General features: G+C 33.4%; 18 protein-coding genes. 3 read left to right on the forward strand and 15 right to left on the reverse strand.

From position 1 onward, the window contains the following. Positions 1-9 precede the first annotated feature (9 nt). The 5 genes from NH26_RS17225 to NH26_RS17245 form a co-directional block, all read right to left on the reverse strand. A complete protein-coding gene (locus NH26_RS17225) occupies positions 10-1,023 on the reverse strand; it encodes a transaldolase family protein (RefSeq protein ID WP_044219965.1) in 1,014 nt (337 codons plus the stop codon). A gap of 28 nt (positions 1,024-1,051) precedes the next feature. Beyond that, on the reverse strand, positions 1,052-1,897 hold the full coding sequence (kdsA, locus tag NH26_RS17230; RefSeq protein ID WP_044219967.1) for a 3-deoxy-8-phosphooctulonate synthase: 846 nt from the start codon (positions 1,895-1,897) through the stop codon (positions 1,052-1,054). 119 nt (positions 1,898-2,016) lie between these two features. Then, complete coding sequence (gene kdsB, locus NH26_RS17235; RefSeq protein ID WP_044219970.1) at positions 2,017-2,772, reverse strand: 3-deoxy-manno-octulosonate cytidylyltransferase; 756 nt, start codon at positions 2,770-2,772, stop codon at positions 2,017-2,019. Between the two features lie 90 nt (positions 2,773-2,862). After that, positions 2,863-6,393, reverse strand: coding sequence for a S8 family serine peptidase (locus tag NH26_RS17240; RefSeq protein WP_084812216.1), 3,531 nt, complete (start codon positions 6,391-6,393; stop codon positions 2,863-2,865). Positions 6,394-6,616: 223 nt separating this feature from the next. Further along, the gene (locus tag NH26_RS17245; RefSeq protein WP_044219974.1) at positions 6,617-7,300 is read right to left on the reverse strand and encodes a PD-(D/E)XK nuclease-like domain-containing protein; all 684 of its coding nucleotides are present in this window, start codon (positions 7,298-7,300) and stop codon (positions 6,617-6,619) included. Between the two features lie 321 nt (positions 7,301-7,621). On the opposite strand from NH26_RS17245, the gene NH26_RS17250 reads away from it, so the two are divergent. Continuing rightward, on the forward strand, positions 7,622-8,686 hold the full coding sequence (locus tag NH26_RS17250) for a hypothetical protein (protein WP_044219975.1): 1,065 nt from the start codon (positions 7,622-7,624) through the stop codon (positions 8,684-8,686). A gap of 45 nt (positions 8,687-8,731) precedes the next feature. On the opposite strand, the gene NH26_RS17255 is transcribed toward NH26_RS17250, so the two are convergent. From NH26_RS17255 to NH26_RS17280, 6 genes are all read right to left on the reverse strand, one after another. Then, entirely contained in the window at positions 8,732-9,253 is a 522-nt protein-coding gene (locus NH26_RS17255) for a gliding motility lipoprotein GldH (protein WP_158021955.1), read from the reverse strand. After that, positions 9,246-10,616: a PSP1 domain-containing protein gene (locus NH26_RS17260; RefSeq protein WP_084812218.1), complete on the reverse strand. Its 1,371-nt coding sequence runs from the start codon at positions 10,614-10,616 to the stop codon at positions 9,246-9,248. The genes NH26_RS17255 and NH26_RS17260 overlap by 8 nt, the downstream gene beginning before the upstream one ends. 203 nt (positions 10,617-10,819) lie before the next feature. After that, on the reverse strand, positions 10,820-11,281 hold the full coding sequence (gene coaD / locus NH26_RS17265) for a pantetheine-phosphate adenylyltransferase (RefSeq protein ID WP_044219981.1): 462 nt from the start codon (positions 11,279-11,281) through the stop codon (positions 10,820-10,822). Next, positions 11,281-12,153 carry a DUF3822 family protein gene (locus NH26_RS17270; protein ID WP_158021956.1) on the reverse strand — a complete coding sequence of 291 codons (873 nt, stop codon included), beginning with the start codon at positions 12,151-12,153 and terminating at the stop codon, positions 11,281-11,283. The genes coaD and NH26_RS17270 overlap by 1 nt, the downstream gene beginning before the upstream one ends. Before the next feature lie 2 nt (positions 12,154-12,155). Then, positions 12,156-12,758 carry a hypothetical protein gene (locus tag NH26_RS17275; RefSeq protein ID WP_044219987.1) on the reverse strand — a complete coding sequence of 201 codons (603 nt, stop codon included), beginning with the start codon at positions 12,756-12,758 and terminating at the stop codon, positions 12,156-12,158. A 205-nt stretch (positions 12,759-12,963) separates the two neighbouring features. Then, positions 12,964-13,602 carry a peptidylprolyl isomerase gene (locus NH26_RS17280; RefSeq protein ID WP_052431847.1) on the reverse strand — a complete coding sequence of 213 codons (639 nt, stop codon included), beginning with the start codon at positions 13,600-13,602 and terminating at the stop codon, positions 12,964-12,966. Between the two features lie 28 nt (positions 13,603-13,630). On the opposite strand from NH26_RS17280, the gene NH26_RS17285 reads away from it, so the two are divergent. After that, the gene (locus NH26_RS17285; protein WP_044219990.1) at positions 13,631-14,095 is read left to right on the forward strand and encodes a VanZ family protein; all 465 of its coding nucleotides are present in this window, start codon (positions 13,631-13,633) and stop codon (positions 14,093-14,095) included. Between the two features lie 40 nt (positions 14,096-14,135). Here the strand turns inward: NH26_RS17285 and NH26_RS17290 are convergent, their stop codons facing one another. Next, on the reverse strand, positions 14,136-16,139 hold the full coding sequence (locus NH26_RS17290) for a glycyl radical enzyme family protein (RefSeq protein ID WP_052431848.1): 2,004 nt from the start codon (positions 16,137-16,139) through the stop codon (positions 14,136-14,138). Positions 16,140-16,583: 444 nt separating this feature from the next. Between NH26_RS17290 and NH26_RS17295 the strand changes: the two genes are divergently transcribed. Continuing rightward, a complete protein-coding gene (locus NH26_RS17295) occupies positions 16,584-19,787 on the forward strand; it encodes a SpoIIE family protein phosphatase (RefSeq protein WP_158021957.1) in 3,204 nt (1,067 codons plus the stop codon). 19 nt (positions 19,788-19,806) lie between these two features. Here NH26_RS17295 and NH26_RS17300 read toward each other — a convergent pair whose 3' ends face one another. The 3 genes from NH26_RS17300 to NH26_RS17310 form a co-directional block, all read right to left on the reverse strand. Continuing rightward, positions 19,807-20,097: a KTSC domain-containing protein gene (locus NH26_RS17300; RefSeq protein WP_044219994.1), complete on the reverse strand. Its 291-nt coding sequence runs from the start codon at positions 20,095-20,097 to the stop codon at positions 19,807-19,809. Positions 20,098-20,187: 90 nt separating this feature from the next. Continuing rightward, positions 20,188-21,171, reverse strand: coding sequence for a ribosome small subunit-dependent GTPase A (gene rsgA, locus NH26_RS17305; RefSeq protein ID WP_044219995.1), 984 nt, complete (start codon positions 21,169-21,171; stop codon positions 20,188-20,190). Between the two features lie 75 nt (positions 21,172-21,246). After that, on the reverse strand, positions 21,247-22,503 hold the full coding sequence (locus NH26_RS17310; RefSeq protein WP_044219997.1) for a 3-deoxy-D-manno-octulosonic acid transferase: 1,257 nt from the start codon (positions 22,501-22,503) through the stop codon (positions 21,247-21,249). Positions 22,504-22,537: the final 34 nt, after the last annotated feature.

Consider the following 22,537-nt stretch of genomic DNA (forward strand, 5'->3'; position numbering starts at 1 on the left):
GGAGATTAATTATTTAACCATATCTTGAACGTCCAACATACCAACAGCTTTACCGTCAAGTGTAACTACTAGTTCGTCAACTTTCTTTTCTTTAATCAAGTTATGAGCAGCGAATAATAATTCGTGAGCATCAATAGAAATAGGAGCAGTAAGTCCTAAATCACCAACTTTGATACCTGAAACGTCACCACCTTTCTCAGTAACTAAACGACGAAGATCGCCATCAGTAAAGATACCGATAGGAGCTTTTTCACCGTCAATTACAGTAACAGCACCTGTTTTGTAAGTAGTCATAGCTACTAAACAATCAGAAACAGTTGTGTCAGGAGTTACAGTAGGGTTGTTCTCAGAGATAACATCACCTACACGCTCAGTCATTAAACGAGTATCGTTTACGAATTGATCTGTACCAATTTTAGTGAAGTGGTTGTCAGTCAACTGCTTCATGATTTTCCAAGGTACAGTAATTGTGTGTACACCAAGTTCTACAGCATCACGGATGTGTTGGATTGTACGAACTGATGAGAACATAATTTTAGTATTGTAACCGTAGTAGTTTACAGCTTCAACACACTGCTCAACTAAACCAAGAGCGTCATGACCTTGATCTTGAAGACGACCAACAAGTGGACAAACATAAGTTGCACCAGCTTGCATAGCCATATAAGCTTGTTGGATAGTATATACTAAGTGGATATTTACTTTAAAGCCCTCTTTTACCAACATAGAACAAGCTTTCAAACCTTCCATTGATACTGGAATTTTGTAAACTGTTTTATCACGGTCAAGACCTAAAGCTTCTTGTCTTTTTGCTTCTGCAACAATTTCGTCAGCTGTATCACCTAAAGCTTCGATTTGAAGTACAGGTACAATTTTAGAAAGTTCTACGATAGTACCGTCGATATCAGTGATACCATGACGGGCCATAAAAGTAGGAGTTGTAGTTAATCCAGTCATGAAAGGCAATTGCTCAAAACTAGACTTGATCTCGTTGATCTCAGCAGAATCTAAATATAATTCCATTCTATAATAATTTTATCAGTGTTTTTTTCTAGTGATTAGGGCTATTTCTATAGCTCAATTCGATATTATGAATATCAATTAGTGGTTTTAAGAATTCCTCTAATTGAGTAACGTCTAATTGAGAAGCGGCATCACAAAGCGCTTCAGAAGGACATGGGTGAGTTTCTATAAATAAACCATCCACACCGGCAGCTACACCAGCTCTTGCTAATGTACCTAAGTATTGACGAGCTCCACCATTTGGATCCGCAGAAGGGATACCATATTTACGGATAGAGTGAGTAACGTCAAATACAACAGGGTAGTCTGTTTTTCTCATTTCATAGAAAGAACGAGGATCTACCACCATATCGTTATAACCAAAAGTGAAACCTCTTTCTGTTAAAATGATGTTTTTATTTCCAGTTGATTCAACTTTTTGAGCTGGCTTAATCATGTTCTCAGGAGCTAAGAACTGACCGTGTTTGATATTAACTACTTTTCCTGTTTCTGCAGCACCAACCACAAGGTCAGTTTGCATACATAGGTAAGCAGGGATCTGAATTATATCCAATACTTCTGCTGCAGGTTTTACCTGATCAGGGTAGTGAACATCTGATACCAATGAAAAACCGAATTCGTCTTTTACTTTCTGAAGAATACGAAGACCTTCCTCAATACCAGGACCTCTGTAGAAGTCTACAGAAGAGCGGTTATCTTTTTGGAAAGAAGCCTTATAAATCATAGGGATATTAAGACGTTCAGTAACTTCCTTTAACTTTTCAGCAGTTTTTAACATGATGCTCTCGTCCTCGATAACACAAGGTCCAGAGATCAGAAATAATTCGTCAGCGCCACAATTAATATCGCCAACTTTTACTATGTTTTTACTCATTTGTATTTATTACTCTTTTGAGTGAAATCTCTAAAAAAATAGTACTCGATTCCAACAAGTCGCAATTTAATTTATTTTTGAATTAACGACCAATGATTAACGTTAGGTATTTGTAAATTTTATACTAACTCTTGCATTATATTCCTAACTCGCTCTAAATCTTCTTTAGTATCGACCGGAATACTGTCATGTTCGGTAATTCCTACTTTAATTTGATAGCCATGTTCTACCCATCTGAGTTGCTCAAGGCTTTCTAATTTTTCTAAAGTAGTAGGTGATAAAGTAGAGAATAACTTTAACGCATCCTCGGTGTATGCATACAACCCAAGATGTTTATAGAAAGTGGTATGTTGCATCCACTCGCTACGTTTTTTTCCTCTTACAGTTGGAATTACAGCTCTACTAAAATACAATGCATTTTTGTTGTGATCGAAGGTTACAAAAACCTCACTTTCATTTTCTAAATCTTGCTGATGTACCACTGGTGTTACCAATGTTGCAAAATTGGTTTCATCATCAAAACTGTTGACTAGTTCTGTTAATGTAGAAGGTTCTAAAAGAGGTTCATCACCTTGAATGTTGACTACGGCATCAAATCCCGCAGCAGTTTGTTTGTTCACTAGTTCAAGCGCTTCAAGACATCTTGATGTTCCATTTTCGTGATTAGCAGAAGTCATAATCACTTTACCGCCAAAAGATTCTACAGCATCAACGATTCTGAGATCATCAGTGGCTACATAAACATCTTCAATCGCGACTTTAGCTCGTTCATACACATGTTGAATCATCGGTTTACCGCATATATCGGCTAAAGGTTTCCCTTCTAATCGTGATGATCCATATCGTGCAGGAATAAGTCCTAAAAACTTACGCATACTAAATATTTGGTTCTTATTCTATTAGGCTACAAAGGTAGCACTTTTGAAATAAGTGATATCATTTCAATTGTAAATAATAACACTAATTTATTCGATAGAGATTTTCCAAGTATGTCCACCACCATCAGTTTGCCCTCTTAATAAATAGGTATTAGAAGAGAGTTGGCTTGGTAAATAAACAGTATAAACATTGCCATTTACTTGAAATGGTAATTGTGTTTGTATAATTGTTCCATCTTGATGAATAAGATCGAATTTGAATTGATCAAATTGAGAGGGAACAGTGATATTAACCACACCGTTTTTAACTGGATTTGGATAGATTATACTTTTCTCCAATAGTGAGACCACTGAAGAAGTAGGGTCGTCAAGAAAAACTTCAATTTCTTTTGTGATGATATAAGTACAGCCTGCTTCATTGGTAGCAAAAAGTCTTATTTCATGTGTTCCTTGTTTAGTAAAATTGATATTGACACTAGCTTGGTCGTCTGCATTTAATGAAGATCCATTATGATACCACTCCCAAGTTACTGCATCATCTGTTTGTTGTAGCGTGGCTGTTACTTCTCCACCTATATAAGAAACAGAGTCTGATAATAGATAATTATTGATGGTATTTTTGAGTAAAACATCAATTTCAATAAAGTTATCGATACTATTATCGATGGAACAAGTGACATAAATGGTGGTATCATTTTCTAGATCAGATAATGTTAATGATGGTCCAATGTGAATTGGAGATACCATTAAAGGGTTATCATAAAAGTTAAATGAAGCACATCCATTGGGTGATATAATCACATTAGTATTCTTACATACATTTACTGGACTTGTAGCAGAAAGTACCGGTATTGCTACACCTGTTAACTGTACTAAATCTCCATCGTAAATATATCTACCTTGCGATTGTACATAGTAATAATCAATACTATCAATTAATACTTGAAATAAACGACCTTTACCTTTTAAAACTTTAGTATCTCCTTCTTGTTTATACAAAGAAAGTGAATCAAAATTATTGGTTCTGATATTTACTAATTCTCCTTCATTTGCTATTTGATGGGCAATTTCTGGAGAAGGTCCTTTTAACCAATGTTCAGCCATTTTTTGAGCAGAATCTAATTGCGTTTCTAGAATATCGAAACTCTCACCAAAGGAAAGAATAAATCCAACATGTACAGTTTCATTTTGGTTGACATTGGCCAATGAAGCGCCAAATGATGTAGCTATATTAGTTCCTGCAATCGCATCTCCAAGAGATTTAGTACCTACACCAGAAGTAAGTGCTTGTATCTTTTCTTGGTCTGTAAAATCTTGACTTATATCTATAATTGAATTCGACGGGTCCATCAAATCCATACATTGGAGATGTACCGTTTCATTGGTATTTAACATCCTTACCCCACCAAATAATCCTTGATTTACATGAAAAAGGAAGATAGTTTGAGTTTCATTATCGTAAAATACTCTAGAACTATCTGTAGGGAAAACAACAGGATTGCCTTGATAACTAAAGTGCCAATCTGTAAATAAACCAACGGCCAAGGAGTCTAAGTTACCTGCTCCACTATTGGTAATTTGATATTCAGTGATAATTGATTTATCGAAGTGAGTAGCATATCTACCAAATATCTTCTGTGTAATGTCAAGTCCTATTGGGGTAGTTGCGTTACCATCATCATAGTCAAATCGATATTCTGATACAGGGTAGAGGGGATCAGAAGCCGAAGAGGTGATTTGTTGAATAGTATTTGTACCTCGGAAATCAGCAGATCGTATATCATTTACAGTATTTGTATATGCGGCATCGACCACTTTATTATCAGCTACAATCATTAAAGATGTTGCTCTTGTAATTTTGTGGTTACTAAGATTAAGACCATTAGAAGTACCCAATGAGCCATCAGGTCTAAAATATCCCGTAATGTGGTTAAAGCTAATATATTGCTGTAATGTCAAATTGATTTCGATGTTTTGCCAATCATAATAGTTATTGGCGTCATCAAAAAACTCTAATTTGAAATAATGATTTTTATGAAGATTGGTAGAAGGGTCTAATTTAAATACAAATGGTCTGGGAGTACTTGCTTTTTGTAGTTCTAATATTTGGCCAACTGTAATTTGATTTTCAATGGCTATCATCTCAGGTTCATACGGAGTTAATTTGATTCTGAGGTTACTATTTCCATTTAAAAGATTCTGTAAATCTAAATTGATTTCTATTGTATCACCTGGGGCAACAAATACGTCTTCAGTATTGTATTTATTGAATGTAACGTTACTACCTCTAGCAACATGAATGTTATCTTTTTCAGTTAAGGCTCTATGGGCATCTACAACTCCAAACCCTTGTTTATATTTTAGATTTTCGTTGCCTGCTAAAGTATAGAAGGTAGAATCTGATGTATATCTAATCAGCTCTTTAACTTGTAAAGCACTTAATTCTGGAAATTCTGATCGAACCAATCCTGCAATACCTGCAACTGTTGGAGATGCAAACGAGGTTCCGTGTTTAACAGAATAAGTACTATTTGAATTGGTAGATAAAGAGCCATTTGCTCCGGCTACATCAATTTTATATCCTCTTGTACTCTTTGTATTAACTTTACTTCCATCTACACCTGTAACAGATAATACATTTTCATAGGATGCTGGATAATAATCTGTAGGAACATTATTATGTAAGTCATTACCTGCCGCAGCAATAAATAAGATATCGTGGTCAGGGTCTAAGGTGTAATAATCAATTACTTCTTGATAAGAAATTTGATTGCTACCGGGGCTACCCCATGAAAAATTGACGATTTTCACGTTTTGTTGTTCGCAAATGTAGACTAACGAGCTTAATCTATTTCTAACAACGGGTAAATAGGTACAATTAAATCCAGAGCCTGTAACTCCTAAATTATTGTCAGTAGTAGCTGCTGCACTACCGGCAACTGTAATACCATGTGATGATCCGGATAAATCTGTAGAGTTTTTTCTAAAATTCCATCCGTGAATATCATCTATGTAGCCGTTGTTGTCATCATCTACTCCATCAAAACCATTTTGTTCTATTTCATTTACATATAAATTTCCCATCAGGTCTTCATGATTAATTTCAAAACCTGAATCATGAATACCTATAACAACATCACTACTTCCTTGGCTAATATCCCAGGCTTGATTTAAGTTATGAATGTTGATTGAAAATTGTTCGCCACTTCTAGTATCATTAGGTGTATACAAATCTCCAACATATTCATCGATTTCGATGTATTCAACAAGCGGGTGTTGTTTTAATTTTTTTATTGCGTCCTCAACATTGTGTCCTGCTTGAAGTTCAATTTCTAAAATATCAGGAAAAGGTCTTGGGAAAAATCTTTCTGTTGATAAGTTATGCACTCTTCTTTGTATTAAGTGCATATAGAACTTTGGACGAAGCATTTTTGCAGGCTCGTCTTTATCTTCTAAATAACTTCTAGCCCAGGGGCCGAAGACTTGATTTTGGTCTCCTTTGAGTTTTACATACAAAATAGTACTCTCATTCTTTGAGTCTTGTGCATACAGAATCGTCGGTAGCAAAAGCATACCGATTAAAATTATACAGATGTTTGGGAATCTAAATAATTTCATAAATGGGTTTTGTGATAGTCGTTTTTTGATGAATTAAATTAGGGTTTTTAATTCATCATCATTAAAAAAGTAGTATTAAGTAGCTTTATTGCATGTTTTAAAATACTGATACTTTTACAAAATAAGCTTATAATCAGATTATTACTGATTAAATATTTCATAAAGATACTTTAAAATTCTGTATCAGAAAAATAAGAGCTTTGTGATGAGGGATTCAAGTAATCTATTTTGGACTTTTAAACTTTCTTAGACCAATTACTTTTTCAATTAATTGAGGATCATCTGCTAATTTCTTTAATAGAATATTCGCTTTTTCTCTACCATTTGAAAGGTATTCATCCTCTTTATTCCAATCTAATCGAAATAATTTTCCTTTTGATATTTTACTCACGCCGATCACACGGGCAATAGGAGCTTGAATAGGTATATTATAGAAGGCAATCTGACGGTCAAAATCGTTTCTTAATACTTGATTTTCAAAAGCACCTTTTATTGTTCTAGAGGTAGTTTTTAAATCCATGACAACTTCTCCTTCAATAAATAAATCGGGTTTTGCTTTGCAAGCTAACCCAGTGATAGGGTCTTTCCAGAAAACACATTTTTCTATTTGCACTCTTGGGTGTGACATCATTTCTTGCATGAGTGTATAATTTCTAGCAGTCTGTGCAATTCTATTAATTCTTTTTGCTTGTTTATCCGGTACGCTTTTTTCCATTTGTAGCCAACTTTCGGGTTCTAATATGGCAGAATGAAGGTAAGTACCTTCTCGAAGTGCTTTTTTAGGTGTATGAGGCTGTTTTCCTAAAAGTAAAAGTTGTGCATTTCTGATGTCAGTATTGGCTAATGCTGAATGATTCCTGTATTCAGTTTCATCCATGTCTAAGATGTCGTAAGAAATTTTTGTCATATTTATCTGCCTCTGTAAAAATTATTTGACAAAGATGCATTAGTAATAAGGGAGGTGCAAACTTGTTTGAGTAATGTTGGGTATTCAGAAAGAATTATTTTCTTTATCTGTTATTTTTGATGATATATTATATATATCATCAACATGCTCTTAATTTTTTACGTAATTTTATATATATAAATGTGATGAACTTATTTAAAATTGAATAATCACATTTTCATAGAAAAATAAGATGTTATTGAGTGCCAAAATTAATGGCCGTTCATGTACGTTAGATATAAATGTTAACCAAGTCTTATCCATTAGACCGAATCCAAGCATATGGCCATAATTAGTAAGAAAAAAGTTCCTTATCCTGTTACCGAACCATTAGAGTATTTTTTGGATCAATACGATAGATTGTCACCAATTTCGATTGATTATAATGATCTACTAAGATTTAATAATGCTGTGCCATTGTATGATTCACAAGGGGAGGACTCACTATGGGTAACTGTGTATTATCCACAGGACGATATGGAACATATCTATTCTACACTAAAAGAATTATATGCTTCTCTTAGAGCAGATGGTAACCTAACTGTAATGGAACACCTTTATGTGGAGAGAGTGGATATGTGTACTTATGGTAATACCAAGCCATTCCGAATTCGTATTGTGAACCGTGTGAATGATAACTTTGATTATTTCTATATCAAAGTAGCGGATGCTTCTCGTATTTATGGATTAGAACTAGAAGATATATTATCTCCAAACAAAGTAAGTTATCTAGTTACTGAACAAACATTGATAGAGGAACATATTCCAGGTATTCCAGGTGATATGTTTATCAATAACTATTTAGAGGATGGTCATCAAAATAAGACGCGTTTGGCTAAGGAGTTTATCAAGTTTAATGAACGTTGTTTTGTTCAATTATTAGGAGATATGCACTCTTCCAATTGGGTTGTTTTAATGGTGCCAGATTTTGATGAAATCAACTATAGAATTCGTCCCATAGATTTTGATCAGCAAAGCTATGAAGGAAGAAGAAATATTTATATGCCTCAGTTTTATCGTCAGAATAATCCTGTCATTCAACTTGGTATGGGTAAAATATCTTGGGAATCGGTAAGACAATATCAAGCAGAGGAAAGGTTTATGATTGCGACAAGGGTCATGGGATTTAGGCATAGAGCCAAAGATATTCTAAAGACCATGAGAAAAGATATTATAGCGCCGCATCAAAATGTGGAAATGTTAAGAGATGAGCTATCCAATCATTATAAAAATAGCCGTTTCCTAAAATGTGAAAATATGGGAGAGATTGTGACAGAATCTATTGAGCATGTGTTAAAGCAGCAAGAAAAATACAAGGATATGTTTGAAATAGAATATCCATATTAAGAATAAAAAAAAGGATGAAAGTTATTTAACTTTCATCCTTTTTCTTTATAAAGCATGTTCAATTCGATAGCCTACCCCAATAATTCCTTCAAGGGAGTCTTGTCTCATGTAATGCTGTATTTGTAAGGTGTAATTTCCTTCTTTAGGAAAAGAAATATCCTTCTTTAATAATAATGGGTGATTGAAAATTGCTCCTGTACTGCTATTACCTAATGACGTTTCCATTTCGCCGAAAGGTTTTCCAGACTTTATTTCAAACAATTGAAAATCACTCATAGTATTATCTATAATAGTATCTTGAGATTCCTCATTATTATAAATCAAAGAGTATTTGATATATATATTCTGATAACGGTAATCGTCTGTATTTCTGATATAAGTATATAGATTATAATCTTCTTTCGGAGATTCTATTTCAAAATCAAAAATTGCCAAAGAGTCTATTGGCCAGAAACCATCATTAAAATCAACATATTGCTCATCTACTCTTGTACTGTCACAACTGTAGAATAAGAAAGGTGTCGTGAACAATAACCATTTAAAGATGATGCTTGATAATTTATTCATCATTATTATTTGGTTTTTTACGTCTTTTATTCCCTTTGAAATTGGGTTTAAAAGGGCGTTTAGGTCCATCCTTCTTTTTTTGATTTTGAGGATTATTTGAAGGCACTTGATTTTTATTCCCCTTTTGAGGGTTATTTCCCTTTTTATTAGGATTGGCTTTCTGTTGAGGTCCTTGTCCTCCAGTTTTTTGATTTCCTCCTTTTTTGTTTTGAGGATGCTGTTTCCTTTTATTCTGAGGGTTGTTCTGACCACTTTTCTGACGATTGTCAGGTTTTTTCTTTTTCTTCTTTTGAGGAAGAGGCTGCTTGTCTAAGACACTACTTAGCTTTTGTTCTTGGAAAGCAGGTGCTTTTTCTTCAATATCTTCTTCTAAAGTTTCAGGGAATTTACCTTTGGCATTCATCCTAGAAACTTCTTCAACTCTTTCTGTTGAGATAGCATGCCATGTAGTTTCTCCTTGGAAACTAAACCACATACGTTTTCTAAAAATATCTACTTTTTGTAATTGAGCTTCTCCTTTTTGAGTACGAAGGTTCTTATCAATCATTGGAATATCTACCAATGCATCAATATAAGTTTCTAACTCATAGTTTAAGCAACATTTTAAACGCCCACATTGGCCAGAAAGCTTAGAAGGGTTTAACGATAAGTTTTGATATCTAGCAGCAGAAGTAGAAACACTTTTAAATTCTGTCAGCCATGTAGAACAACATAATTCTCTACCACAAGAGCCAATCCCGCCTAAACGACTTGCTTCTTGACGTAATGAAATTTGACGCATTTCTACACGAATTTTAAACTCACTTGCTAAAACCTTAATCAGTTGACGGAAATCGACTCTGTCATCTGCAGAATAATAGAAAGTAGCTTTAGAATTATCTGCTTGGAAATCTACATCAGAGAGCTTCATCTCCAAGCCTATATCTTGAATGATTTCTCTCGTTTTGTATAGGGTAGGAATCTCTCTATTTTTTACCATAGCTAACTTTTCCAAATCTTTTGGTGTAGCATGGCGCAGAATAGAAAGAATACTTTCGTCGTCTTCTATGTTCTTTTTGATCATTTGTAGGCGAACTAAATCACCCTGAAGACTAACGTGACCTATATGATGACCATTACCTGTATCAACTACAAGTGGGTCTCCTATATAAGTCTCTAGATGGTGAGTATTTTTGAAATACCCTTTACGTCCACCTTTAAATTTTATTTCAATTATATTGAAGCGTTGTGAGGATGGCAGATCCATGTCACCTAGCCAATCGAAAGCATTTAATTTATTGCAACCACCTGTTTGGCAATCACCATTACTTCCGCAACCTGTAGGAACACCACATGCCATCGTCGAACACGATTGACATCCCATGATATATATATTTAGACTATCTATTAAGATAGGTTCGGCAAACTGGCCGTTAGATAAAAAAATATTTATCCAAAAATTTAGATTTCCTTTTTGGAAAATCCTGTATAGTGCAATTTAGCATTAAAAACTTTAAGTTTATCTAAGTGAACTTAAAGTTTTTGATGCTAGTAATATTATTCGATAAAACTCCCAAATAGGAGGGGTTATTCTGGTACTTCTAGAGAAAAAGGAACAAATTCACCAACATCGTGACCAAATTTGTGTAATTCTCTGATAATAGAAGAGCTAAGGTGAGAGAATTCTGGTGATGTATAAATAAAAACAGTATCTAAACCATTAATATGTCTATTGGCTTGGGCTATACTATTCTCATATTCAAAATCGGTAGTATTTCTTAGTCCTCTCAGGAGAACACAAGCTCCTAACTCTTTAGCCACTTTTGCCGTAAGATCTTGATAAAGTAGCACCTTAATCTGTGGGTTATCTTTAAAGTGGTCATCAATGAGATCTCTCATTGCTTCAGCAGGAAAAAACCTTTTCTTTTTAGAGTTGTGTCCTATGCCGATGATGACTTCATCAAATAGATTCGTACCTCTCAAAGCGATATCTTCATGTCCTCTTGTGAAAGGATCAAAAGTGCCAGGGAAAAAAGCTATTCTTTTCATTACTTTAATTTCATATTTCCAATAACATCAATGGCCGTTTGTTCTTGCGGTTCTTGATCAAATTGGTAAGCAAAACGAATTTCAGATGGTCGTTTTCCTGCAGATACCTTTCTTATAAATTTCTTTAATGTTTTAATGCTTTCGCCATTAAAATCTACTTCTCCCCATATCACAACTTCTGCTTCTTGTTGGTCTATGTTAAGTTCTTCTAGAACGAATAAGACAAAATAAAGTAAGTCTTGAGAAGTTTTATACTTAAAGGTATTAGCGAAACGAATTGTATTGTTTTCTGATTTAGTGATCAGAATAGTATCAATATCTATGTAGCAATGTAATACATTACCGAACATAGCATTGGCTTCTTCTATAAAACTTTCTGTACAATGCGTAAAGCTTACTTCAGAATTACTATACATATCTGCAAGCCATTCTTCTAATTCATGAGGAATAGCAAAACATAATTCTGTTTCTTCTGCTTTAGGGTGAACATGAACATTATCTTTTTTCTTATGGAATTTAGAAATTAAAGATAAAATATTCTGTTTACTCTCTTCATCGTGGATTCCTTGTGGAATATACGCATAAGATGGAAGAGCAGAAATGATATGCACATTCTTCCAGAAAGCGGCATTTAAGAAAGAGTGTTTTTGCACAATATTATGCAAATTCACTATAAGAGCAGTAGTGTTTTGTGCTGTGTCGTAATTGTAAGATTCAAGAACGAGGCACTCGTTGTTTTCGGTATCATATACTCCTATAGTCAAACAGCTTTGATGTATCCTCAAATGCAAACTGTAATTAGCAAGTTGAGCAACATCAAAGCTGTCTGAATGTACGGAGTATCTGACTGATTCAAATAGCAGATCTTCCAATATTATTCCCAGTTACCTGCAGTTGTAGCTTCACTTAAAGAACCAAATTTAAGTAATCTCTTTGTAGGAGATACGTTAGATTCTTTACGATGTGGATCACGAGGATATTGGTCAATAACTTCAACCACTGCTACAGTAGCATTACCCTTTTTGATCTTATCTGCAGAAAGTTTAAATTCTTTTCCTTTCTTTCCAGGTATTCTTTTCAATTTGTTAGCATCGAATTCGATACCATTGAAAACCTGATCTCTTACTTGTACAGCATTGATTGTATCGTATTCGATACGAACTGAGTCAGTACGAGTAAAGTAAAGAGGATCATTTTTCTTACGAGGTTGAATAATCTCTCTTTTTTGTACGTTGTACATAGAATCGTTGTCGATGAACATAGCTAATGTATCCCACGATCCAGTATATTCTTTATAACGTTGGAAGTAAGCTGTTTCAGCTTCACGAATCAATTTTAATCTAAGGATCACATTTTTTTCAGAAATACGGATCTCTTCTGATTCCTTAATGGTGTCAAAAACACTATGGTATAATGAATATCCCAATATTGCTACAACGGGAATCATTAAAATTGTAAGTATTGTTGTTTTTGTCATTTCTCTAAGAGTTTCTTATAATCTTGCTGCGAACTAAATACTGTAAAAACAAAATGTTTGATCTGAGAACCTAAAGGTAATCAGTGATTAATATCCTACATTTTGAACAAGGCAAATTTAATTAGAAAACTGATAAAAAATAATTTCGATTCCCTAAAACTTGTTACTGAATGTTGATAATCACCTTTTTTTTCTCCATTTCGAACTAAAAATTATCTAATTCAAAGGTTTTAACAATATTCTTGCGCTTAAGTTTAACAACTTTTATATTTATTTCATGTCTTTTGATGGGAATTGCATCAGAATCTATCTCTAAAAGTGATATTTTTTCTACAATATCCATCCCTTTAATTACTCTACCAAAGACCGTATATTCACCATCCAAATGATGTGCTCCTTCTTTATTTAGAACAATATAAAATTGAGATCCACTTGAGGATTTACTCGGATTGATCTCATCATCTTGACGAGCCATACCAACCGTTCCATAATCGTGTTTTAATTCATCTGTAAACTCGCTGTTAAGTGTGTAACCAGGGTTGCCTATACCCAAACGAGTTGAATCCCCACCAGCTCTTGTATTAGGGTCTCCACCTTGAATTATAAAATCTTTTAATACTCTATGAAATGTAGTTCCATCATAAAAGCCGTCTTTAGCTAATTTGATGAAATTCTTTTTATGTTCGGGTGTCTTATCAGACAATAATAAAACAATATCACCTAAGTCTGTTGTGATAAAAATAACTTCATCTTTACCTTTTAGTTTTTTCGAATTTTGGGCTGTTGATGCCGTAAAAATAAGAAATGTAAGGAGGAAGGTTATATAAAATGAGGTAGAACGCATACTTTTGTATCTTAATTAAATCAATGATATGACGAAAATAGAAAACAAGAATGGAATTGGAAAAGATATTTTATGGTTACTACCTTCTTTTTTGTGGTTTTTGATTACCATCAAACTATTATTAACAGTACAGCCCGTAGAACCTGATAATTTTTTCTCTAAAATTCCACATTTTGATAAAGTAGCTCACTTTGGCATATTTGGTATTTTTACCGCTTGCCTTATGTTTTCTTTTTGTGGTGCTCAATTCTTTAAAAATAATAAGCAAAAGATCATCAGTGGAGTTCTCTTTCTTGTTTTATCTTGGGGAGGCATTACTGAAATTTTACAAGGCCTACTTCTAGATGCTAGAGAAGGTGATTTTTTAGATTTCATAGCTGATGCCACCGGAGGTTTTTTAGGTGTATACTGTTACGGTGTACTCTACCGAATTTTACCAATTATTCCTATTTATGATATAAAAAAGAAAGAGCTGGAAATAAATGAAGTATAAACTTCTATTTCCAACTCTTTATTATTGATGTAACTATAGATTATAGTTGGCAGTGATCGCCATCACAGAATTTTTCTGCTTCTACATCTTGACCTTGTCCCAATTCATCAAAGTTCAAAGGCTTAATATGTTTTGCCAATTCATCGTATTTGTCTTTCGAAATTTCTTCGTAAGGCATTTGAGGATAAACGGTGTTACCTAATTCTAATTTTGGTAAGAAACTGATCGACTTCAAATGGTATTGGAAGTAATTCAAGATAGGCTCAATTTGATTGGCTTCATCTTTCTTGAATGTAACCGTAACAGAAACTTGGTTATCTGCCCAATAGCGTTGTAAGAATGCTGCCAAGTGAACTTGTTCCCAAATACCAACTTGATTTACAGTTCTTACTCCTGGAATTTCTACAGGAATAGAAACTACCATTGTGTCTGATTCAGATACAGAAGGTTCTACATGATAATTAGCAGCAATACATTTTTCGATTAATGGAGATTTTTTCGATAAACGAATACGTCTAATGTAATTATTACTTTCTGGGTAGTGCATACCAGGTGTAACACCAGGAAGTAAAGATACAGTACCAGAAGGCTTAACTGAAGTAGTTTTTACTGATGGAGTAACACATAACCATTCTGCATAAATTGTATCCCAATTTTGAATAGTTTTGTAACCATCATCACACCAATCTCTGAATGTATCGAGACCATGTTTCTCAACAAATTGAGCAATACCAGACATTGAAGTACCAATACGTCTGTTTCTTAACAACACACGGTTAGTTTCAGGCCAGTGCGTATTTGTTAAAGTAACAGTTTTAGCATATAAGTAAGCAAACTTCAATGTTCTTAAGTAATCATCTTTAGAAGTAGCACGAGTAGGGAAAGTTTCCACTAAACAGCACAATTCGTAAGATTCAAGAGTTTGTTCAGCACAAGGGTTTGTACCCATTGCACGGTTATCTTTATTGTCTGGAGCGTCACCCATACGTCCAAACTTTTTCATGTTATCTAACCAAATGTAACCTGGCTCACCATTTACAGCAGTTTGACCAGCAACTTTGTTGTAGTCCATGCCTACATGAGAGAATACTGAATTGTTCGAAGACCATCCATACTCAGAACGATGCGCTGAAGATCCCTCCATCTGCTGCGTTTCTGAATTCCAACGGTAGTCTTTTAATTTTAAGTATTCATCATCATTTGGATCACCAAAAACAATTTCAGCAGAACGTCTAACGTTACCTGCAACCACACAACAGCCGATCATGTTCATGATATCAACAATGTCGGTTACTGTAATAGTAGCACTATCAGGTCTCCCTGTAAACATTGTTCTTATTTGGTCGTGTAATTTCATTAATGGACCAGGGCCAGATGACATACCGCCGAATCCTTTAATAGGTAAACCTGCTTCTCTAATTTTTGAATAATCAAATTCAACATTCACTCTTCCTGCATGGAAAAATGAATCTAATAACATACCAGTACTATTTACCCACCCTTCACGTGAGTCAGGAATAACATAGGTAACTTTATCCACTGTAGATGGTTGGTAAATAGTTACAGTATCTGCACCTTTTGTGTCAAAACCAACACCTACACCTAACATCGACATATCCATAAGGAATTCGAAAGGTTTTGTAGGGTCGCTAGCCATTGTTTCTGTACTTACAAAAGAACAGTTATTAAGTGCAGCGAATAAGTTTCTTTTAGTTGTTAGTTCAGATCCCATTGCCCAAAGTCCTCTACCTGGAGGTAAGAACTTCATATTGAACATTCGGTCGAACATTTCTTGTGCAGATAATTGCGCTTTATTATCGTCCCATCCTAATTGGTATTTAAGGATATGATTTTTTTGAATGGTATAAGTTCCTTCAACAACTCTTTGTACAGTCTCCCACCAAACTTCGTTAGTGCCGTCATCTTTTAAACGAGAATAAGTACGCATGTATACTAACTCTCCAAGTCCATTAAAACCAAAAGGAGGTTTAACAGCCTTGTATTTGTCAAGAAAACTGTTTTCGAGGGTGAATTTATATGTCATCATTATTTTAGAAAAGTTTGAACCGTTTACCTAAAGATAAACAGATGTATGGTATGTCTTCTTTTTTCTTTTATTACTACTTGTATGTCGCCTTAAAAGTTAGTAGAAAAAAACAACTTATGAAAGCGTATCCGTTTGAAAATGAATAAAATATGTTGAATTAACTGCAATATTATTCGATTTTTGTTAATGAGTTTTTCATTAACAATTGAAGTATAGGTTATTAAAATATAGAGGCCATTTCCGCACGAATCTTTTACAAATTAAAGTAGGTATTTCTTTAAAATCAATATTGCTTTTTAGCTAATTTTTTCATCTAAATTATATGTATTAGAATTAAACTGATAATGTTCGTTTTTAATTATGAAAAGAGGGTTTCATTCACTAAATTTTTTATTGACTTTTTTTCTGTTATTTGAAAACGTGACCCAAAGTTTTATTGATTTGAATATTTTTACTAAAAAAAAATATATAATTCTGATATTTATCCTTCATTGTTTTGTTAACACAGAGCATGCTGTTTATGCACAATGGAACATTTCAACTTACAATGAATTAAAGGGGTTACAAAATCCTTTAGTAAAATCTATTGCCAAAGATAGTTTAGGTTTTGTATGGGCAGCCACGGATGAAGGACTCATTCGTTTTGATGGAAAAAGTTTTTTTCAAATAAAGGAAGGATTACCTAGTCCTTATGTGAAAAATATTTTTACTACTTCGAAAGGTGTTACATTAGCCTCAACTGATATGGGGTTAGTAAAATTAAATGCTTCTGCTTCCAATCCAACTATAGATTTATTAATTGAAGGTGATGCTTATGCATCAGATACTTTATTATGGTTTCCTAAGCAAATATTTGAATCCAACGATCATCAAATATGGATTGCAGACAATCATTCCATCACATTGCTTGATGATGAGTTTCAGATTAAAAAAAGATTTCAATTTTCTGAAAAAGATATTCCTACCAATTTTCAGAGGTCATTTTCTCTTATTGAAGACAGGAGGTTAGGGATTTATGCTTTTTCTGAGGCAGGTTATTTTTATCAGTACCATCCATCAGACAGTTCATTTAAAGAAATTCCTTTATTAACTCAATTAGATAGAGTAAATCATGCTTTTTTTAAGGATGGAGTTATTTATGTCAGCACAGATTCTGGATTATCTTCTCTTTGGTTAAATAAATCGGGAACAGAGGTATTATCACAGCCTTTATTGCTAAATGACTTTTCTCCTTCTTGGGTAGAAGCCGTAACTGAAGACCTTTGGTTGGCATCTTCTTGGAATAATGGTTTTTTTATTTTGGATACATCAGAAAAACAATTCAAAGTAAAGAAATTAAATGGAGTAAATTCAAAAGTGATTTCCTCTATATATGTAGAAGATATAAGCGAAATTTGGCTGTCTACAGATGATGGTATAACTCTTTTAAAAGAGCAGTATTTTGATAAGCCTTTCGAGGAGGTAATGAATGGTTATATCCAGGATATTATAGATGATGGTAATACGATTATTTTTACTGATGGTAGGAATATCTACTTCTCAAATCAGTCACATCAAATAATTAAAAATGTATGGAAAATACCTTCTGAGTTTGGGATTGCTCTACGATTATTGAAACGAGGGCGAGAATTTTGGGTGTCTACGAATATTGGTTTTTTATTGGTGTACGATGAGAATGGTAATTTCATAAAAAAAGTAGACTGTTCGGAGGGAGGAGGTGCTATATATAACATTGTAGAAAGAAAAGGAGAGTTATGGTTTACGCAAGACCATGGTGGAGTTTATAGATTGAAAAATGATAAAGTAGCAATTAGTTATGGTAGAGAAAAAGGGCTTGGAAGTAAAATAAATGTATTAAAAGTAGATAAAGGAGTACTGTATGCCGGAGGGAACGGGAATGATACTTATTTATTTAGCTACCGTAAAAGGTTAGATAGGTTTGTCAACTTATCCATGCCGTTAAACTTTAAAAATACCATTCATCTTAATGTAAATGACTTAACCTTAGATAATGGAAACTGTATTTTAGCTACTAATCTTGGTTTGTCAATCTTAACTAAAGATTCTCTATTATTGAAAAATATAGATGATATTGATTTAGGCGAGGTAAAGACCATCAAGAATGACCCTAGATACGAAGAGGTGTATTGGATATCCAACAACAGAGGGGTCATGCGGATTCAAAATTGGAAGAAGTTTTTAATTTTTGATGAACTATCAGGATTACCAAGTAAGACTTTGGGATTTAGATCTATGCTAATAAGTAATGATGATGAGGTGTGGGCAGGAACAACTACGGGTATCGGTGTTTCTAGTGGTGAAATGCATCTCAAGAAAACACCAAAACCTATTTTTACTAAAATAAATAATGCCACATTCGATTTTATCACTTCTCCAGAAACGGAAATTTCATCATCATCTTATATAAATTTTGGTTTCAGTAGTTTATCCTATCCTGGAGCGATGGTAGAATTTAAATACAGGTATAATGATGGGGAATGGAAATCTTTAGGTTGGAAAAATAACTTTATTGCTTCAGGACTAGAAACAGGACACTATACTTTTCAAGTAAAAGCAAAACAAATTGGTGAATATGATTGGAGTGCCCCAGCAGAGTTTGAATTTAATGTAGTCGAAAAATGGTATAAATCATTGTATGGAGTTGTTGGGATAATTCTATTTTTAGGGGGGCTAGGGTATGTATCATTTAAATTATATGATGAAAAAGTACAGTATGATAAAGAAGTTTTAGAAAGATTGATCAAAGAAAGAACCAATCAGGTCGAAAGTCAAAATAAAGTACTATCCAATAGAGAAGAAGTTTTACATAAACAGATTAATAGGTTCAAGGCCGTAAATGATAAATTAAATTATCAACAGAAAGAAATGACACAAAGGTTATACTATGCTCGATCATTACAGGAAATAGTATTGCCATCAGATGAAAAGATGAAGTCTTTTTTTGAGGACTATTTTGTATTATTTAAAGCAAAAGAAAAGGTATCAGGTGACTTTTATTGGATGAAAACCTTTAAAGACCAAGGAAAAGAAATTTGTTATATCATCCTTTCAGATTGTATAGGTCATGGTACCGCTGGAGGAATTCAATCGTTATTCGGTATGCAACTTTTAGAGCAAATTGTGATCGATGAATCTATTTCTACATCCAATATTTTAGAGAAAATGGATGAGCTGTTAAGAGAAAAATCGGCAAAAGACCCAACATTAGTAGGAATGGATATGTTGGCATTGAGATTAGAAAAGTCAACAAAAGCATTCAATGTTACTTTTTCAGGAGCTAAAAGACCCCTTTTCTATTTTGAGAAAAATGAATTCCATGAAATAAAAGGTACAAGAAGAGCTATAGGTAATGAGCCAGAACATGTACGTCAAAAAGGTTTTATAGAACACCAGATTAATTTAGAAAAGGGGGCATTGATATATCTTACTTCTAATGGCTTTTATGATCAGTTTAATACTGAAAAGAAAAGACTTGGTATAGCCAAGTTTAGAAAAATTTTACACGAAATTGCTCAAGACCAATCTTTATCAGAACAAAAAGTGTGGCTTGAAAATTACCTGTATATGTGGAAAGCCTCTGCAGAACAGATAGATGATGTTACAATAGTAGGCTTGCAAGTTTAAAAAGTACTAAATGTAGTATTTAGTAGGGTATTTTATTATTCTTAGTAAATAGATTAATGAAAAACTTAAAGAAAGAGTCTTTTTCTTTCTTATATCTCTTTAATTCTCTTAATAATGTTCTTCCTTGTGACTCTGAAGTAATTATCATATCAAATGAGTCTGCAGGGAAATTATTGTAAGTGATTACTTTTCCTGTATGTTTTCCTCTTTTATACGATACTTGAAGAATATTATCTTGCTTATTGTAGATCAAAAACTCAATTAAAGAGGATTTTTTAGGTATTACTTTCTCTACAAGAACTTCTCTCATATTATTGAATATTTGTAATCAATGTGATAAAAATGATAGATTATTTGGTTTCTAAACTGATTATAAAATAATAACGAAAAAAAATAAAATTTATTTTCTATTGTCGTCACCTTCTATCATACTTAAATAACTTAAATAACGGGATGTTGCAATAATTCCACTATCAACCAATTCTCTAACGGCACACTGTGGTTCATGAACATGGGTACAATTATTATATTTGCAGTCATTCATTACTTCACGGATTTCAGGGAAAAAGTGTCCAATTTCATTTTCTTCGATACCCATTATTCCAAGTTCTTTAATACCAGGAGTGTCAATCAAATGTCCGTTGTGTTCGTTTAAAGTAAACATTTCGGCAAAGGTTGTGGTATGTTTACCCTTCATGGCATATAAAGAGACTTCATCAGTACGTTGATACATTTTTGATGCCAATTTATTCAATAGAGTAGATTTTCCCACACCAGAATGACCAACAAGTAAAGAAGTTTTATCAGATATGATACTTTTTAGTGGGTTTAAGTTCTGATTTTCGATAGCAGAAACGCGTAGACACTTATAACCTAATGGCTCATAAATACTTTTTAAATGATCTAAGTATTCACGGTCTTCATCCTCCAATAAATCATCTTTATTAAAAATAATATAGGTAGGGACACCGTAAGATTCTGCTGCAACTAAAAAACGATCTATAAAACCTAAAGATGTTTTAGGAAGAGCTAGTGTAGCAATCAAAATAGCTTGGTCAATATTAGAGGCTATAATATGTCCGTGCCACTTTTTACGGGTAGATTGTCTTAAAATGATATTTTTTCTCTCAAGAATGTCGTGGATGATGACTGTGTTTTCCACTTCATCTTCTAAGGAATAGTTGACAAAGTCGCCAACCGCAATTGGGTTAGTTACTTTCATGCCTTTTAATTTCAACTTACCTCTAAGTCTTCCTTTAAAAAACTGTCGTGTTTCTTTGTCTTCAACTTCATACCAAAGCCCAGTAGATTTAGTAATAATACCTACTTTAAGGTCTCCAATAACCTCTTTAACTAGCTTTTTCTTCTTCCCTTTTTTTGCCATTCTTGTGAAATATAAAACATCATATTAGTATAAAATGATGTTCTGATAGAGTGATTTTTGTAAACTTAAATCGAATTATTCGTTTTCTGAAATTATTGTTTTACAATAACTGATAATTTTTTCTGTACTACCAAGGTTTTCTGCAACGTAATTTTTAGTAACATTACCTGTAGTACTTCTAAAGTTATCATTTTCAATTAATCTAATGATAATTGATAGACATTCATCACCATTTTTTATACTAAAAACACCTTTTCTTTCAACTAAAGAAATTGCTTCATTAAATTTAGAATATTCTGCACCTATTACTATAGGGATACCGAATGTTGCTGGCTCTAAAATATTATGTAAACCTTCTTTGAAAGCACCTCCAACATAGGCTATTGTTGCAAACTGATATAGTGATGATAACATTCCAACATTATCAATGATAAGAATATCAAAATCTTGAATATTATCTAAAGATGCAGTAGAAAACGTTATCGCTTTCTTGTCTGAAAATGTATTTTTTATGAGGTTGATTTTGGATTCTGAAATTTCATGAGGTGCAATAATCCATTTTATATTGTTAGTGGTATTGACACATTTTTTTAATGCATCGATATCTAAAGGCCATGAACTACCCACAACAATTACTTTTTGTTGTTCACTAAACTTTGCTGCTAATGGAATATCCTTTGGTTTGGCACAAATTTCAGCTACTCGATCAAAACGGGTATCCCCTGCAATTTCTTTGCAATTGATATTGATGCTACTTAGTAAATCAAATGATCTTTGATCTTGAGTGAAAAAGTAATCAAATTGTTTCAACATATTCTGTTGAAACCCTCCATTTTCTTTAAAGAAGGCTTGATTTGGTCGGAATATGGTGGAGAAAGAAACTATCTTTGCAGATGTTTTCTTTAATGCATTTAGATAATTGTGCCAAAACTCATATTTAACAAAGAAGGCTATTTTAGGTTGAATAGCTTCTACAAACTTTGATGCATTTTTTTTTGTGTCTATTGGTAAATAATACACAAAATCAGCTTTATCGTAATTTTTTTGTACTTCAAATCCGCTGGGCGAATAGAAAGTAACAACAATTTTATAATGGTTAAAAATCTCTTTGAAAGCCTCTATTACGGGACGTCCTTGTTCGAATTCACCAAGAGAAGCACAGTGAAACCATGCCACTGGACTTGTGTTATTTTTAAAATCGGTAGTAATATTAGAGAGTAACCCTCTTCTGCCCTCAACAAACTGTTTTGCTTTTGGGTGTAAAAAGGAGGCTAGTTTCATTGCCCCACTAAAAGCATAATTGCCTAAATCATAAAGCTGTTCTTGTATCATTTTACAAATTTAACAGCATTATTGGTTAGTAGAA

This window comes from Flammeovirga pacifica, from assembly GCF_000807855.2.
Classification (GTDB): Bacteria; Bacteroidota; Bacteroidia; order Cytophagales; family Flammeovirgaceae; genus Flammeovirga; species Flammeovirga pacifica.